We start from the raw sequence: 15,556 nt of genomic DNA, 5'->3' as shown, positions 1-15,556 counted from the left end.
AATGTGATAGTTTCCATGTTTCGTTTGACGTCAGCGGGTCGTCGATAAGCGAACTGGAGTTCATCATGTTATCGTCGTATTACCCTTCCTTGCTCATCGCACAACAGCCCATATTGACTGGAGCTGCAGCATGAACGCATTAACTACAGAAATCAAAACCCGTGCCCGTTTATTGCAAAAACTGCTGGAGACACGCAATACCGCAGCCAGCAAACGCGCCCTGATCTTAAGCCGCCAGCGCCAGTGGGAAATCCCCGGGAACTGGCAACTCAAGCATTGCATGAACCTGGCCGCAGCTGATGCCGGTTTTCAGAACTGGGAACATGCCCGCATCGTCCTCGGTGGCGAAGCCAAACCTGGTGAGGACATGGGGGACTTTTGGCATGGTCCCGAGGTGTCGGTCTTTATCAATCACTGGTATGCCAGCTATGCCGAAGCGCAGGCGCAATTGCAGGCGAATGACGCTGGCTATCTGCTGCCTTACCGCAAGCAATACCTTGTCGTCACCAGTGATTATTTGCAGGCGCTGGGCGTTAGCGCTGCTGCTGAATATTGGGACGCTATCGGTCGTGATCTGGTACAGGGTTACGGTAGTGCAAGCTGGCTGAACCTGGCGCAGCAACGCCTGCAAGCCAGCCGTACCGAGCGTTTCAAGGCGAACTGGGATGCCTCCCAAATCATGCTGGATTTGCAATCGACCGAAGTTGAGGCTGAGCGGGTGATGAAGTCTTTCGTCAAGGATGGGCGTCTGGTGAGTATTCCTGAACAGCGTAAAAAGCGGCTGGTGATCTTGCGTTGGCTGGTGGAGCAATTACAGTTTGAACGGCGTTATGTGGAGGCTGATATCAATAGTTTCCTGTTGCAGTTTCATTCTGATTTTGCGACCTTGCGGCGGGAGTTTATTATGAATGGATTGATGGAGAGGGCGGAGGGGAGTATTGGAGAGTGTGATTGGCATACTTGCATTTTGCTGCAGATGAAATTCGCGGTCCTGATATACATACCGGGCTGAAAATATCCAAACTAACGGCAATAAAGTTACCGTCATTCCAGCGTGCTTTTGGCTGGAATCCAGAGGCTTTTATTGCATACCGTATCGATTAAAATAAATTTCCCTTCGTAGAACCAAGCCGGGTCTCGGCCCGGCGGCCGAAATTCTTTCTTTGCGTCGCCAAAGAAAGAATTCAAAGAAAGGCGACCCAGGCATAGCGCTCCACTGCGCCGCTTGCAAGCGGCTTAGATGTTGGCAGCGCAAAGCATGCTTTGCGAAACCCTGCCAACATCCCCTTCGGGGTTCCCATTTGTGCAGTACAAAAAATGGGAAGATCCGAAACTCGCTACCCTTGCAGGGCGCACAATCGCTTGCAAGCGATTGCCGTTACGCAGGCGAAGTGCATGCACTTCGAAACCCCTGCTACACCTCAGACAGCGGCTCTTCTTAATCCATTTTCTGTGCCGCACAATCGGCGTCTACACATGGGAACAGCGAAAGTCAAAAACAGCCTCAACCCCAAAGTCAAACCCAACAGCAACAGCAACAGCAACGTTACCACGACTGCCACTCACATTCTTCGCGATCAACTGCTCACCGATTAAACCTACCCCACCGCAGCCTGCAAAGGCAACCTGACACTCACCGCCAAGCCCCCACCCTCACGATTGGCAAACCGTATCTCCGCATGCAGTTGCAACGCCAGTTGTGCCACGATCGCAAGGCCAAGGCCAGCGCCACCAGTCTCTCGGTTACGGGAAGATTCAAGCCGCACAAAGGGTTGCATGACGGTGTCCCATTGTTCTTCCGGGATGCCTGGGCCTCTGTCCTGTACCGTGATGATTGCGTGCTGTGTATCGCTACTTAAAGTAAGTTCTACTTCGCCACCAAACTTAAGAGCATTGTCGATGAGGTTACCGAGTAAACGGGATAGGGCCAGGGGGCGGGTTTGCAGGATCTGGTTGCTATTGCCATGCAGGCTGACCTGCTGGCCGGTGTCGCAATAGTCCTGTGCCAGGCTACCAGTCAAAGCGTCGAGATTGATCTTGCTGCTGGCTTCCTGGTCGGCTTGCAGTTGATTTTGCACCTTGGCATAGGCCAGACCCTGTTCCACCAGTTTTTGCATGGCGTGCAGGTCTGCCTGCATTTTTTCCCTATGGGTATCGTCTTCCATGAGTTCGGTACGCAGGCGCAGGCGGGTAATGGGGGTTTGCAAGTCGTGGGTGATGGAGGCCAGGATTTGCATGCGTTCGGCCAGGTAAGTGTCTATACGTTCCTGCATATTCTGGAAGGCAGTCGCTGCACGGAATACTTCTCGTGGCGCGCGGGCAGGGAACTGTGGCCTGGCGCCTGGCTTGACCATCGCATCGGCAGCGTCGGCCAGCATGGCCAGTGGGCGCGTCGCCGTCCTGACGGCCAGCCAGGTTGCCAACATGATGATGGCAAGCTGTACGCAGAGTAGCGAGAACATGTTCCATTGTATGGTGTATGGCGTTGCAGCCAGGCGCACGGTGAGCGGCGCGCCATCGCTCAGGGCCAGATGCAACTGCAGGATTTTTTTATCGTTTTCAGTACGTACGCTGATCCTGATTTTTGCCGGATGCTCCAGATTATTTTTGATAGCCTCTATCGCCTCGTTGGCAATGTCCAGGTCTATGTTGTCCTTGGCATCAGCGGGGGCGGCCTGCAAAGTATATTCATAGTTGTTGCGGGCAAGTTTGTCCAACCAGCCCTGACGTTCATTGACTGGCAGCCGGTCAAGAAATGAAATCGCATTGGTGACATCCTTGCCAACTGAGTAAACCATATGATTTTTTCTGACCTGCATTTTGTCCCATTGCGACGAGGCAAACGACAGCGCATAGGCCATCAGCAGCGCGCTGAGCAAGATCAGGCACAGGCGGCCAAACAGGGTGTGCGGCCAGTGCGGGCTTTCTATGATGTGCATCAGGCCTCCTCGGGTGCTGTGACCTGGGCGCAAAATACATAACCTTCACTGCGTACGGTTTTGATATAACGCGGCTCGCGCGCATCATCGCATAAATGCTGGCGCAGGCGGCTGATCAGCAAGTCGATGGAGCGTTCGAACAGGTCGGCATCGCGACCCTGCGTCAGGTTCAGCAACTGGTCACGGTTCAGCACGCGTTGCGGGTGTTCGACAAAGACTTGCAGCAAACGGTATTCCGCTCCGCTGAGGGTGACCATGACACCGTCTTTATCGAGGAGATGGCGTGCCAGTGTATCAAGTTGCCAGTCACCAAATTGCAGCATCGCAGGTGGCTTTTGTTCGCGCAATTTAGGTGGGAGCATGCGTGTACGGCGCAAGACCGCCTTGATGCGTGCCAGCAACTCCCGTGCAGCGAAAGGTTTGGTCAGGTAATCATCGGCACCCATTTCCAGGCCGACGATGCGGTCAGTTTCTTCAGCGCGTGCTGTCAGAAAAAATATCGGAATGACTTTATGCGGACCAGAGCGCAATTCACGGCACAGGCTCAAACCATCTTCACCCGGCATCATGATATCGAGCACGATGAGGTCGATGGCACTGCCTTCCAGCAGGGCGCGCATTTGCTTGCCGCCCGCAGCCGTGCTGACCTTGTTGCCATTCTTGCGCAGATAAAGGGCAGTCAGTTCGCGTATTTCTGCATCATCATCAACGATGAGGATGTGATCCGGGGATTCTGTGTTTTCCATGTGTCGGGCTTTGTGCTCATTCTATTCGCTACGCTCATAGGGCTTTATAGCTTAAATCGCGGCAGAGGCAAAATCTTTTGTATCCCAGTGTATCTGAGTGCTGTAGAAACATATGCAGATGCAAATATGGCATTTCCTGACATCTGCCAGATACCTTGCGCCTGTCTAATGACATGGCCGTGATGAATGACATCACCTCGACAACTCAAGGAGAACTGACATGAAAAAGCAAATGATCGTTATCAGCACTTTCGCCACTGTATTGATGAGTGCCTGGTCTGCCCAGGCGCAGCAGGCTGGATTGTCTGATTACTACCTGGCACCTGTGGAAGCTCAAATCCAGGCCAACAATCTTGCCAGTGGCAAGGCTGGCGCAGTCGCCGGTACCTGGCTCACGCAAAGTGGCAGTCTGGAAGTACAAATCAGCAATTGCGGCGATGCTTTGTGCGGTAAAGTCAGCAAGGTCAATGATGCGGCGAATTTGAGCAACATGACCGCCATGGGTAGTGCCGCAACGCCCGCATCCGCAGCACCGGTATTGGGCAAGACCATCATGGAAGGCTTTACTCCAGGCAAGGCCGACACCTGGTCAGGCAAGATTTTCAACCGTGCCGATGGCCAGACTTACGCCTGCCAGATGCGCATGCTGAACCCGACTGAGCTGGAAGTCACGGCCTACAAGGACAAGCCAGAAAATGGCCGTACCCAGGTGTGGACGCGCGTGTCCAACATCATCACAGCGCAAAAATAAAAATGGGAGCATCGTCTGATGCTCCCATTTCATTTTTCCATTTTCAATGCAGACTTACGGCAGCAATTCAACTTCATCTGGCAACAGGGTATTGGCTGGCAAGGCATCAAGTTGTTTCAGGCGCTCATAATAAGGCGTGAAATCCGGTGCCGTGCCATCAAACAACTGCTGGAAATTGTCGATGACAAAATAAGTTTCCTGGAAGCTGTCTATCTTGTACAGGGTTTGCAGGCAGCGTTCTATGTCAAGATGGATATGGCGTGAAGGCGTGCCCGGTTTCAGGCAGTATTCGACTTCACCGCCTGATGACAGGATGCCCGCGCCGTAGATGCGCAAACCCTTGTCCGTCTTGATCAGGCCAAACTCCACTGTGTACCAGTAAAGGCGGGCCAGGAAGTCCAGACCACCGAGTTTCATCGCCTTCAAACCACCCTTGCCATACAACTGCATATAGTCAGCAAAGACCGGATTGAACAGCAGTGGTACATGGCCGAAATAGTCGTGGAAAACGTCAGGTTCTACAATGTAATTGAACTCTTCAGGCTTGCGCAACCATACCGTGATGGGAAAGCGGCGGTTGGCCAGGTGTTCGAAGAAGGTCAGCTCAGGAATCAACCCGGGCACGGCCACAATGCGCCAGCCAGTAGCGGCAAACAATTCCTCTGAAGTGCGCTCAAATTTTGGTATGCCACTCGAGGCATCCATCTTGTGCAGTGCTTCTATGAACTCGTCGCAGGCGCGGCCAGGCAAGAGTTCCATCTGGCGCTGATAAAGCTTGCGCCAAAGTGCGTGTTCTTCTTCTGTATAGGCAGCCCAGTCTTGTGCTACGACATAATGATCATCGGCTTTTTCATAGTTGCCGCGCAAGGCTGCGCCGTTGGATTTTTCGGCAACGGTGGCCAGAAAATCGTCGTTGCTGACGGTTGTGTCAGCAGTAGCGGGAGTAGCGATAGTATCCATATTTTTCAGTGAAAAAGGCCGGCATCAAGATGATAACCAGCCTCTTTCATATCTCCATTAGCTATTGACAAAAATCACGCAACGGTTTCGTCTTTGATGACGCCACGACGGATCTGATCGAGCTCAATAGATTCAAACAGGGCGCGGAAATTACCTTCACCAAAACCCTGGTCGCCCTTGCGCTGTATGATTTCAAAGAAGATAGGGCCGATAACTGTCGTCGTGAAAATCTGCAACAGCAATTCACGTGATGTTTCTGTGCTCTTGCCATCAATCAGAATGCGCAGCTTACGCAATTCTTCCAGGTTTTCACCATGGCCTGGCAGGCGGCGATCGACCAGGTCATAGTAAGTTTCTATCGTGTCCTGGAATACCACGCCATTGGCTTTCATGCCGCCAACTGTGTCATAGATATTGTCCGTACCCATGGCGATATGTTGCACGCCTTCGCCGTGGTACAAGTCCAGGTATTCAGCGATCTGGGATTTGTCATCCGAAGATTCATTGATAGGGATACGGATTTTGCCGCAAGGAGAAGTCATGGCTTTGGACTTCAGGCCTGTGTGTTTGCCAGCGATATCGAAGTAACGGATTTCACGGAAGTTGAACAGGGTTTCATAGAAATCTGCCCATTCCTTCATGCGGCCACGGTGTACATTGTGGGTCAGGTGGTCGATATAAGTCAGGCCCTTGCCAACCGGGTTGGAATCCACGCCAGGGATAGCTACAAAGTCAGCATCATAGATACTGATATTGCCGATCGCACCAGCTTGCGCACCATCTTTGCCATGCCAGCGGTCAACAAAATAAATCAGGGAGTCGCCTATGCCTTTGATGGCCGGGATGTTCAGTTCCATAGGGCCGGTTTTATTGTCAAAACCCCAGGCACCCAGTTCCAGAGCGCGCTTGTAGGCAGCGTTGGCATCCTTGACGCGGAAAGCGAATGCGCAAACAGACTGGCCATGTTTGCGGGCAAATTTTTGTGCGAAAGAATCAGGTTCTGCATTGATGATGAAATTCACATCGCCTTGACGGAACAGGGTTACATCCTTGGTGCGATGCTTGGCTATCGCGGTAAAACCCATGGTGACGAATAATTCGCCCAGTGCTTTTGGATCGGGTGCTGCGTACTCGATAAACTCAAAGCCATCGGTACCCATAGGGTTTTCCCAAGTTTGGAAAGTCATGCCTGTCTCCTCAGTGTGATCATCAGTGTTTGCTATATCCACCGCTTTTACGGCTGGTTTTGATATAGCTCAAGTTCTCAGTATAGTCTGCGAAACGCGCCATATAATTGCAAAATAACCCAATACTTGGTTGATTTGAGCAATAATATTGCTTAATTTATTTGATGTGAGGCAGATTATGCTTGAAGTTGAACTGGACAAGATAGACCGCAAGATACTGGCGATTTTGCAGGCCGATGGCAGGCTGACCAATCAGGAAGTGGCCGAACGCGTCAATCTCTCGCCCTCGCCCTGCCTGCGCCGCATCAAGCGCCTCGAAGACAGCGGTGTCATCCGCAAATATGTAGCCTTGCTGGAACCCGCCAAGATAGGCCTGGGCTTGCTGGCCTACGTCAATGTGCGCCTGGAAAAGCATAGTGATGCCCCTGGCAAGGGCGCATCACGCTCGCCGCGCGATGACTTCTCGGCCTCGGTAGGACAGTGGCCCGAGGTGGTGGCCTGTTATGCAATGACCGGGGAAATGGACTATCTCTTGCGGGTGCATGTGGAAGACATGAACCACTTTTCACGCTTCATGATGGAGACGCTGTTACGTCATCCTGCCGTGCTGGATGTAAAGTCCAGCTTTGCCTTGCAGCAGATTAAGGATACGACGGCATTGCCGGTGGTGGTTGGGGTATAAAGGACTACTGTCAGCGGCATCTTTAATATAGTTAGCCTTCAAATGACGACTTGCATTCAGATTTCTTGATAGTAAATAAATCCACGATTGAGACGCAGAGAAACAGGCTTTGCTTTTCTCTTGATCTTCTCTGTGTCTCCGTGTCTCTGTGGTGAAAGGTCTTGGTTACGCTACTTCGATTTACCCCTTATCCCCGGCAAATGCCTCAGCCATTTTGCCGCAGCACGGGTATTCGCCTTGATGCTGTAATCTATCGCAGCGACCTGTTCCTGCATGGCTTCTTTGAGCATGCTGGCGGCGTCTGCTGGCATGAGCTTGAGGTAGGCGTCGGCTTCGCCATAGGCGCGGTGGATTTCCATGCCCGCCTTCTTGGCGATGTGTATCATGGTCTGGTTCGACGACAGGCAATGCATGTACAGAGTATCAACATCATCATTGCGGCAGTGGATGGCACCGCGTTCAAACAGCTTGGACCCTATGCCCTTGCCGCGTGCATTACCTGAGACGGAGACGCCAAATTCTGCGACCTTGTCCTTGTCGGTGTGCTCATCGTCTTCACTGCGGGGAGCATAGGCGAGATGGCCAACCCCCACTAGATTGAAGCTGTGACTGATGACGCCGAATACCTTGTCGCGGGAAAAGTCTATGCCATCGACATATTTTTCTACCATGGCATCGGGCAGGTAGGTGCCAAAGCGTAGCAGGCGGTCACTTTCTTCGAGGCCAAGAAAGTGTTTCATGATGCGGTGCCGGTCTTTTTCTGACAATTCCTTGACAAAAATAGTGGGCTTGGAGGGCTTGTTGGAGGAGTCGAGCAAGTGTTTGGGATCTTCGGGAAACATATCAGACGCATTCATATCAGCTCCTTATGGGTAGCTTTTGTGCACTGCACAATGCATTGTAGATGATCTGCCCTGATTATTCCAGAAAAGCCCGGTTTTTGAGAATAAACCTTCTATTCCGTTCAGTGGAGCCGGAATGAAACCTGATTGAAACCGGAACCTGGCCTGGCTTTTCATGCTATTTATCCATGGCTTCCAGCACCGCTATCCTTGCCGCCCGTATAGCGACAGGAATTTGCGCTGGTTTGTTGGTATGCAAACTGGCAATCTCGCCGCCATTGACTTGCTGTACAACCTCCAGCGACTTGCTCAGGCTGGCTAGTGGTGCATATGGTTGTTCCGGCCGGGCATACAGGCAGGCTGCTGCATGCAATAGTTCGAGGAAGCGCTGGGGTTTGCGGTAGGCATCGCAACGTCCGAATAAATCGACGGTATCTGCCGCAGACAGGCCAGCTGCATCCTTGATGCATAAATGTTCACGTGCCAGCATGACGGCAAGATCACGGCATTCTGCCGGGACTTTCAGGCGCTGGCAGATGCCATCAACGAGCTTGCCTGGCAAATCATGCAAGAGCACGGCATAGCGCAGATGCAGGGCCAAATTTGCCTGGGCACTGGCATCGATTAACTGCATGAGACGCTGCATTTGCACTTCTGGCAAGGCATCAATTTCTGGTAACAAACGCTGCAAGGCTCCGCAACTGCGCAAGACGTCGAACATGCGTGAAGGACGGGCTTCCATCAGGCCACGCGAAATTTCCTGCCATACCCGCTCAGCCACCAGCGCATCGACCTCACCGGCAGCGACCATGCTTTGCATCAGTGCTGTGGTTTCTTCTGCGACGCTGAAATCCTGGGGCGGTACGGCAAAGCGGGCAGCAAAGCGGGCCAGGCGAAGTATGCGTACCGGGTCTTCGCAAAAAGCCGTCGATACATGGCGGAATACGCGGTTTTTGATATCTTGCAAGCCGCCATAAGGGTCGATGATATTGCCGTCATCATCCTGCGCCATCGCATTGATGCTGAGGTCGCGGCGTATCAGGTCTTGTTCCAGCGTGACTTCTGCATCGGTATGAAAGACAAAGCCCTTGTAACCTGCAGCCGTTTTGCGTTCAGTACGGGCCAGTGCATATTCTTCATGGGTTTTGGGATGCAGGAATACCGGAAAGTCCTTGCCTACCGGCAGGTAACCCTGGGCCAGCATGTCTTCAGGAGTGGCACCTACGACGACAAAATCACGGTCCTGTACAGGGAAACCGAGCAGGGCATCGCGCACGGCGCCGCCTACGATGTATGTTTTCATCTATGTCTTCACCGATGTCTTCATGCAGCTATGGCTCAATCGCCATGGCGATTGTCATGGCCAGGCATGTTTTCGGTTTCCATCAAGGCTTCCCTGACCCACAGGGCTACCGCAGGATGGGCGATGACGCGATCGGCATAGGCTTGCAGGGCAGGGGCCAGCGACACGCCATAGGTGCGGAAGCGCATGACGACCGGTGCATAATAGGCGTCAGCAATAGAGAATGCGCCAAACAAAAATTCATGCGCGCCATACAGAGCCAGGCAATCTTCCCAGATTTCGCAGATGCGGCCTATGTCAGCCTGTGAACCTATGGTACGGCCCTTGCCAAACAGGTCGGCACGGATATTCATGGGCATGTCAAAGCGCAGCGAAGAAAAACCGGAATGCATTTCGGCGCAGATGCTGCGTGCAGTGGCTCTTGCGGCGACATCTTCCGGCCACAGATTGAGTATCGAGAATTGCTCAGCCAGGTATTCACAGATTGCCAGAGAGTCCCAGATCGTGATTTCACCTGCCAGCAAGACAGGCACGCGACCAGCGGCTGAATATTCGGCAATGCGGTTGGTGGTATCCGGCTGGTTCAGTATGATGCGTATTTCTTCAAACGGAATGCCAAAGGCCTTCATCAGCACCCATGCGCGCATGGACCAGGAGGAATAATTTTTATTGCCTATCACCAGTCGCAAACCGGCACGGTGCTGGTCCAGCAAGGCGGCCAGGGCGGGTTGCATTTCTGTATCTTGCATGATGTTTACACTTGAAAATTAAGGAAGATCAGGGTCGCCAGCAGTCATACCCTTGGGCACGACAACGCCCAGGCGTGTCTTCAGTGATTGCGGTTTTTTCTCGAACAGGGCGGCATAGTAAGTTGCATTTGACAAGACATTCTTGACATAGCCACGGGTTTCATTAAACGGTATGGTCTCGGCAAAGATCGCCCCTTCCACCGGGCGGGTCAGCTTGGAGCGCCAGGCACGCGGGCGGCCAGGGCCAGCGTTATAGGCGGCCGATGCCAGCGCTTGCGAACCACCGAGATCAGTCAGGACCATGTTCAGGTAATTTGTGCCGAGGGCAATATTGGTTTCCACATCATTGACCTGGGTAGGTACAAAATTGCCGAGGCCAATTTTCTTGGCAACGTAGCGAGCAGTTGCCGGCATCAGTTGCATGAGACCAGAGGCACCCACATGTGACTTGGCATTCATGATGAAACGTGATTCCTGGCGTATCAAGCCATACACCCAGGCCATATCCATGCCCAGTGCCTGGGTAGTCTTGTACATGCTGTCATTGAACGGCGTAGGGTAGCGCTGGCTGAAATCCAGTTCGCCCTTGGTGCGGTCCGAAGTATTCACCATGCGGTCGAGCAAATTGTTTTGTCTTGCCAGCTCCGCCGCCGCCAGATGCTGGCGTTCGCTCATCTTGCGCAATTCCCAGTTCCATTCACGCGTGCCTTCAAAGCGCAAATTCATGGCATAGAAGCGTAAGGCTCTTTGCAGGTTGGGATTTTTTTCCATCGGTGCCAGTTCTTCTGGCGTTACAGGCTTGACGGTGGCGGGCAAACCGATTTTCTGACCCTGCTCTTCGAGCGCAAGCTGGCCATAGAAATGCAATTGATCAGCGATGCTGGCAAACTGTTGGCGTGCTTCTTCATTCTTGCCTTCTGCCTTCAGGGCGCGGCCATACCAATAGACCCAGGTTGGTTCACCCTTGAGGCTGGCAGGCATGGCGGTGATGCTGGATTTCACCAGTTTCCAGTCGAGTTCACGCAAGGCAGTGCGGGTGCGCCATTGATAGGCTTCCAGCGTCAGCGGTGCGCCTTCGCTTTTTTGCCAGTAGCCTAAAGCTTCTGGCTCCAGCTTTAGTGCAGCTTGCATGGCGATTTGCGCCCAACCCAGGGCTTTTTCATTGTCAGTGAACAGGGCCGTATGACGGCTGAGGGTGGCGGCAGCCTGCTCGTGATCAGTTTTGGCAAGGCGGCCAAGGGCGATCAGGTAAAGCTCATGTGCTGCATGGCCGGCATCCGGTGCTTTTTTCAACAGGCCGGCAGGTTTGTCGATGACTTCTGCGACTTGTTTTTCTGGCAGATTCAGTAACTTGCCTATGCGTTGCGCGAGGGGTATGGCACCGTTTTCTGCCGCCATGCGCATTTGCGCCCATAAATCGTACTGGTTGAATTGCCCGTTAGCAGACAGATAAGTCACCAGCGCATAACAGCCTTCGCCATAGTCACGCGGACTATTGAGCAAATTGCGTGCTTCTGTTGCCACTTTTTGCTGTTTGTTTGCCTTCGATAACAGGGAATAGCAGCGCAGCTGATTATCGTCGGCAACTACAAATTGCGGATATTGCTGATCAAACAAGTCCCACTCACCACGCCTGCCCAACATGAGTAGCCAGTCATTACGCAGGCGATCAGCGATGGCACTGCCTTCATACTTGCTAATAAAGTCACGGAATTCACTATTGCTGGTTTTTACCAGACGCGAGCGTATGCGGTAATAATCGATGTAGGAAGGAATGTCATAATTCTTCAGCGCCGCCGCATATTGCTCGACGCTGGCAGCGTCATCATGCATGGCGGCATCGCGCAGCGCCATGAAACGGTCATCATCATTGGCAATCAGGCTCCTCTTCGCTGGCGCTGCATAGGCGAAAGGACTTGTTGCAAAACCTGCTAAGATCATCAGGCCAAGACTAGCTAAACTTTTTTTCACAGACATCTTTTGACAGTTTGAGATTACATTTCTGACAGTATGACACAGCCCAAGAATAGCGCACACAAACTCAGCATTGAAACAGCGCAAAGTCGCCCCGAATTGCGCAAGCTCCTGCGTAAAAAACGCCAGGAGATTGCGGCAGAACAAAAGCAGGTGCTGGATGCAGAGATAGGAAGGCAATTACTTGCATGGTGTCAGCAAAACCAGCCAGCCAGTCTGGGCGTGTATTGGCCGATACAGGCTGAACCGGATTTGCGTACTTACTACCGGGAATTACAGGGCAGCGGCTTGCGCCTGGCCTTGCCATTGGTGACGGGCAAGGACATGGCTTTGAGTTTTCTTGACTGGCAGGCTGGAGATGCCATGGCGGTCGATAGCTATGGTATCGCCATTCCTGCCCATGGCAGGCTGGTCAGCCAGCCGCCTGTCCTGATCATCCCCTGTCTGGGCTGGAATGCAGCAGGCTATCGCCTGGGCTATGGCGGTGGCTTTTATGACCGTACTCTGGCCGCCAGCCCACGTCCTGTGGCGATAGGGATTGCCTATGCCTGTACCGAGGCTGAATTTGCCTCAGAGCCACATGATATTGCGATGGACTTCATCATCAAGGCTTAGGCCCTGTATTCAGCTCTATTTTCAGCTTTATTTCTCACACCAGGTTTGCCACATGGAACGGTAAGCTGCTTCCACCTTGCGGCAAAAGCCGGTTTCATCCATGAGCCTGCTGTTTTGCATCTGGCTGCGCTGGCTCATGCGCAGGGTGCTCAGGTAATCTGGATTGGCTGCCAGGCTGACGACTTTTTCTACATATTCATCTTCAGTGCGGGCTATCCATTCTGGCCGCCCCAGACCTTCCAGTATGCTGGCGCCTATGCCGCCCACCCCCGGCCTGCCTTGCATGGTCACAAAGGGCACACCCATATAAAGGGTTTCAAACAGGGTGGTACCCGAATTATGCGGGAAGCAATCCAGGCCTAAATCCATGCCCCTGAGTACATCCCATGGCGGGCTATGTACACCAATTTGCAGACGGCTCCTGTCTATGCCCAGGGCAACAAATTTGTCTTCCATGGCTTTGCGCGTGGCCGCATCGCTGAAGTTGCTACTGTCTATCACCAGCCTGGCGTTTTCCAGGCGCTGCAATATTTTTGCCCAGGTACGTATGACTTTATGGTTGATGCGTACTGCCCGGCTTAAGGTGCCCAGTGTGATATAGCCATTCTTGAGGGCCGGCAGACTCGATACCGCACCCATGCCTTCCTTGGGCCTGTAGGCAAATACCGGGCTTTCGACGCGCCAGACTTTTTCAGCAAACAGGGCTTCCGTCCGGTATGGGGCAGTAGAAGAATCTGCCAGAAAATAATCGATGGCCTGCAAGCCTGTTGTGTAGCCATAACCCAGCCAGGACAGGGACACTGGCGCAGGTTTGCGGGCAAATACCCGCAGACGGTTATTGCTGGTATGTCCGGCCAGGTCTATCAGGATATCAATACCATCAGTACGGATCCGGTCTGCCAGTGCATCATCATTTAAATGTGTCGTAGGTATCCAATGATGGGCGTAGCTGCGGTAACGTTCTGATACCGCATCTTCATTCAGCAATTCAGAGTAGGCATAAATTTCAAACTGGTTTTTGTCATGATGCGCCATCAGCGGTTCAAGGAAATGCTGCACCGGATGGCGGCGCAAATCTGGAGATACATAGCCTATCTTCAGACGGCGGTCTGCGGTCTTGTTATTGGTGTGCGGTCGCTGCAACTGATACAGTGGTGCGGCAAAGCGCTGTTCATATTCACGGTAGGCAGCAAAAATCTCTTCTGCACTCAGGTCTGGATGGTAGTTCAGGGCAAACAGCAGATTGCCATAGGCTTCAGAAAAATTCGGGCGGTATTCCAGAGCGCGGCGATAGGCATTTACTGCCTCGGGGATCATGCCCTGGTCATCAAACAGGGCACCCAGGCTATTGTAGGCATCCGCAAAATCCGGCTTGAGTTTGATGGCCTGCTCAAAGCACTGGTGCGCTGCCGTCAGGCGGCTGAAATGCATGTGCAGTTTGCCATAATCGTGCAGGGCGTTGAAGGAATTGGGATTGAGTTTCAGTGCCTGTTTGAAACTGGCTTCGGCTTCGGCATACCGATTTTGCTGATACAACAAACGTCCCAGATTGCCGTGATGGTCTGCATTGCCAGGTTCCAGCGACAGTGCCTTGCGATAATTTGCTTCTGCCTGTGCAAATTGCCCTGTGCCGACGTAAATATAGGTGAGATTGCTCAAGGCTATGCTGTAGCAGGGATTGCATTCGAGGCTGCGCTGATAGCTGGCTTGCGCCTCTTTCAATTTACCTTGCTCTTGCAAGACGACACCAAGATTACAGTGTGCTTCGGTAAAGTCGGGCTTGAGTTGCACGGCCTGCTGATAATGTTGCAAGGCTTCATCAACCAGGCCCTGCTCCTTGAGTACGACTGCCAGGTTGTAGTGATGAACTGGCTCTGCCGGCGCCTGGTTCAGCATCTGCTTATAAATATTGGCCGCCTCGGCAAAACGTTTTTGCTGCATATACAGATTCAGCAAGCTGTCACGCGCATTGGTATTCTCAGGCTGGCGCTGATAGAGATTCTTGAGCAGGGTTACTGCATCAGCCTGCCTGCCTTGTTGCTGATACAGGTTGATCAGGAAAAAATCTGCATTGACTAATTCAGGTTGCGCAGCAATTGCCTTTTGGAAACAGGATTCTGCCTCAGCCATGCGGCCCTGGCTGGCGAGTATCATGCCGAGGTTACAGTAGGCGTAGTAATGTTGTGGGTCCAGTTTCAGCAGTTCTTCATAATGATGGATGGCCCCGCTAAAATGGTCGCGCTGCTGGAAAAGTATGCCGAGGTTGAAATGCGCATGCGTCATTTGCGGATTGATTTCCAGTGCGCGCAGATAAGCCTGCTCAGCCTCAGGATTTTTTCCCAGCAATGACAGGCTGACGGCAAGATTGAAATGAGCAATCGTATTACCAGGATCTTTTGCAATGACGTGCTGGTAACACGGTATCGCCTCGGCAGAGCGTGACTGCCCATCCAGGGTCAGGCCCAGATTGGTCCAGGTTTCCAGCGATTCTGGCCTGGCCTTTAACACCAGGCGATACACTGCTTCTGCTTCTGGCAACAGCATTTTTTCATACAACTTGTCAGCCAGGATATCGGCGGGCAGGTTTTCTGCCGGGTCCAGGGCCAGTTTTTGGTAGGCAATGATTAGCGCATTCTGGTCGCCCTCAACCATGGTGACGACTGTTGATGCAGCAGGCGCAGCCTGTTCTGTCGGAGATGTTGGCGCAGGTGCCTGAGCATGTTGCTCTACTGCGGTTTCTACAGATCGTTGTTGGGACGTTTCTGTTGACTTTGAAAAAGTGTTTTTAAGCCATTTCAACATGGGAGC

Annotated in this window: 13 protein-coding genes; 4 read left to right on the top strand and 9 right to left on the bottom strand. The window is 52.6% G+C overall.

The window, feature by feature from the left end; all coding sequences use genetic code 11:
- Nucleotides 1-130 precede the first annotated feature (130 nt).
- Nucleotides 131-1,012, top strand: coding sequence for a DUF2087 domain-containing protein (locus UNDKW_RS30160; RefSeq protein ID WP_197893003.1), 882 nt, complete (start codon nt 131-133; stop codon nt 1,010-1,012).
- 586 nt (nt 1,013-1,598) lie between these two features.
- On the opposite strand, the gene UNDKW_RS23615 is transcribed toward UNDKW_RS30160, so the two are convergent.
- Nucleotides 1,599-2,939 (bottom strand): HAMP domain-containing sensor histidine kinase, encoded by a 1,341-nt coding sequence (locus tag UNDKW_RS23615; protein WP_162060741.1) that lies wholly within the window; start codon nt 2,937-2,939, stop codon nt 1,599-1,601.
- Nucleotides 2,939-3,685 carry a response regulator gene (locus UNDKW_RS23610; protein ID WP_162060740.1) on the bottom strand — a complete coding sequence of 249 codons (747 nt, stop codon included), beginning with the start codon at nt 3,683-3,685 and terminating at the stop codon, nt 2,939-2,941. The genes UNDKW_RS23615 and UNDKW_RS23610 overlap by 1 nt, the downstream gene beginning before the upstream one ends.
- Before the next feature lie 220 nt (nt 3,686-3,905).
- Between UNDKW_RS23610 and UNDKW_RS23605 the strand changes: the two genes are divergently transcribed.
- Entirely contained in the window at nt 3,906-4,436 is a 531-nt protein-coding gene (locus tag UNDKW_RS23605) for a DUF2147 domain-containing protein (RefSeq protein ID WP_162060739.1), read from the top strand.
- A 54-nt stretch (nt 4,437-4,490) separates the two neighbouring features.
- On the opposite strand, the gene phhA is transcribed toward UNDKW_RS23605, so the two are convergent.
- Both phhA and hppD read right to left on the bottom strand, forming a co-directional pair.
- Nucleotides 4,491-5,396: a phenylalanine 4-monooxygenase gene (gene phhA / locus UNDKW_RS23600; protein ID WP_162060738.1), complete on the bottom strand. Its 906-nt coding sequence runs from the start codon at nt 5,394-5,396 to the stop codon at nt 4,491-4,493.
- A gap of 74 nt (nt 5,397-5,470) precedes the next feature.
- Nucleotides 5,471-6,583, bottom strand: coding sequence for a 4-hydroxyphenylpyruvate dioxygenase (gene hppD, locus UNDKW_RS23595; protein ID WP_162043281.1), 1,113 nt, complete (start codon nt 6,581-6,583; stop codon nt 5,471-5,473).
- A gap of 178 nt (nt 6,584-6,761) precedes the next feature.
- Between hppD and UNDKW_RS23590 the strand changes: the two genes are divergently transcribed.
- Nucleotides 6,762-7,265: an Lrp/AsnC family transcriptional regulator gene (locus UNDKW_RS23590; protein WP_110256008.1), complete on the top strand. Its 504-nt coding sequence runs from the start codon at nt 6,762-6,764 to the stop codon at nt 7,263-7,265.
- 170 nt (nt 7,266-7,435) lie between these two features.
- Here UNDKW_RS23590 and UNDKW_RS23585 read toward each other — a convergent pair whose 3' ends face one another.
- The 4 genes from UNDKW_RS23585 to UNDKW_RS23570 all read right to left on the bottom strand — a co-directional run bounded on the left by UNDKW_RS23585 (nt 7,436) and on the right by UNDKW_RS23570 (nt 12,136).
- Entirely contained in the window at nt 7,436-8,122 is a 687-nt protein-coding gene (locus UNDKW_RS23585) for a GNAT family N-acetyltransferase (RefSeq protein WP_162060737.1), read from the bottom strand.
- 163 nt (nt 8,123-8,285) lie between these two features.
- Nucleotides 8,286-9,410, bottom strand: coding sequence for a multifunctional CCA tRNA nucleotidyl transferase/2'3'-cyclic phosphodiesterase/2'nucleotidase/phosphatase (locus UNDKW_RS23580; RefSeq protein ID WP_162060736.1), 1,125 nt, complete (start codon nt 9,408-9,410; stop codon nt 8,286-8,288).
- Between the two features lie 35 nt (nt 9,411-9,445).
- Nucleotides 9,446-10,159 carry a glutathione S-transferase family protein gene (locus UNDKW_RS23575; RefSeq protein ID WP_162060735.1) on the bottom strand — a complete coding sequence of 238 codons (714 nt, stop codon included), beginning with the start codon at nt 10,157-10,159 and terminating at the stop codon, nt 9,446-9,448.
- Between the two features lie 18 nt (nt 10,160-10,177).
- Nucleotides 10,178-12,136, bottom strand: a complete 1,959-nt coding sequence (locus UNDKW_RS23570) for a lytic transglycosylase domain-containing protein (protein WP_162060734.1) — start codon at nt 12,134-12,136, stop codon at nt 10,178-10,180.
- A gap of 33 nt (nt 12,137-12,169) precedes the next feature.
- Between UNDKW_RS23570 and UNDKW_RS23565 the strand changes: the two genes are divergently transcribed.
- Nucleotides 12,170-12,748 (top strand): 5-formyltetrahydrofolate cyclo-ligase, encoded by a 579-nt coding sequence (locus UNDKW_RS23565; RefSeq protein ID WP_162060733.1) that lies wholly within the window; start codon nt 12,170-12,172, stop codon nt 12,746-12,748.
- A gap of 27 nt (nt 12,749-12,775) precedes the next feature.
- Here the strand turns inward: UNDKW_RS23565 and UNDKW_RS23560 are convergent, their stop codons facing one another.
- A complete protein-coding gene (locus tag UNDKW_RS23560) occupies nt 12,776-15,550 on the bottom strand; it encodes a tetratricopeptide repeat protein (RefSeq protein WP_162060732.1) in 2,775 nt (924 codons plus the stop codon).
- Between the last annotated feature and the right edge of the window lie 6 nt (nt 15,551-15,556).

The sequence above is a fragment of the Undibacterium sp. KW1 genome (genome assembly GCF_009937955.1).
Taxonomy (GTDB): domain Bacteria; phylum Pseudomonadota; class Gammaproteobacteria; order Burkholderiales; family Burkholderiaceae_D; genus Undibacterium.
Note: the sequence above shows the minus strand (reverse complement) of the source record. Positions and strands in the feature narration are given on the sequence as shown.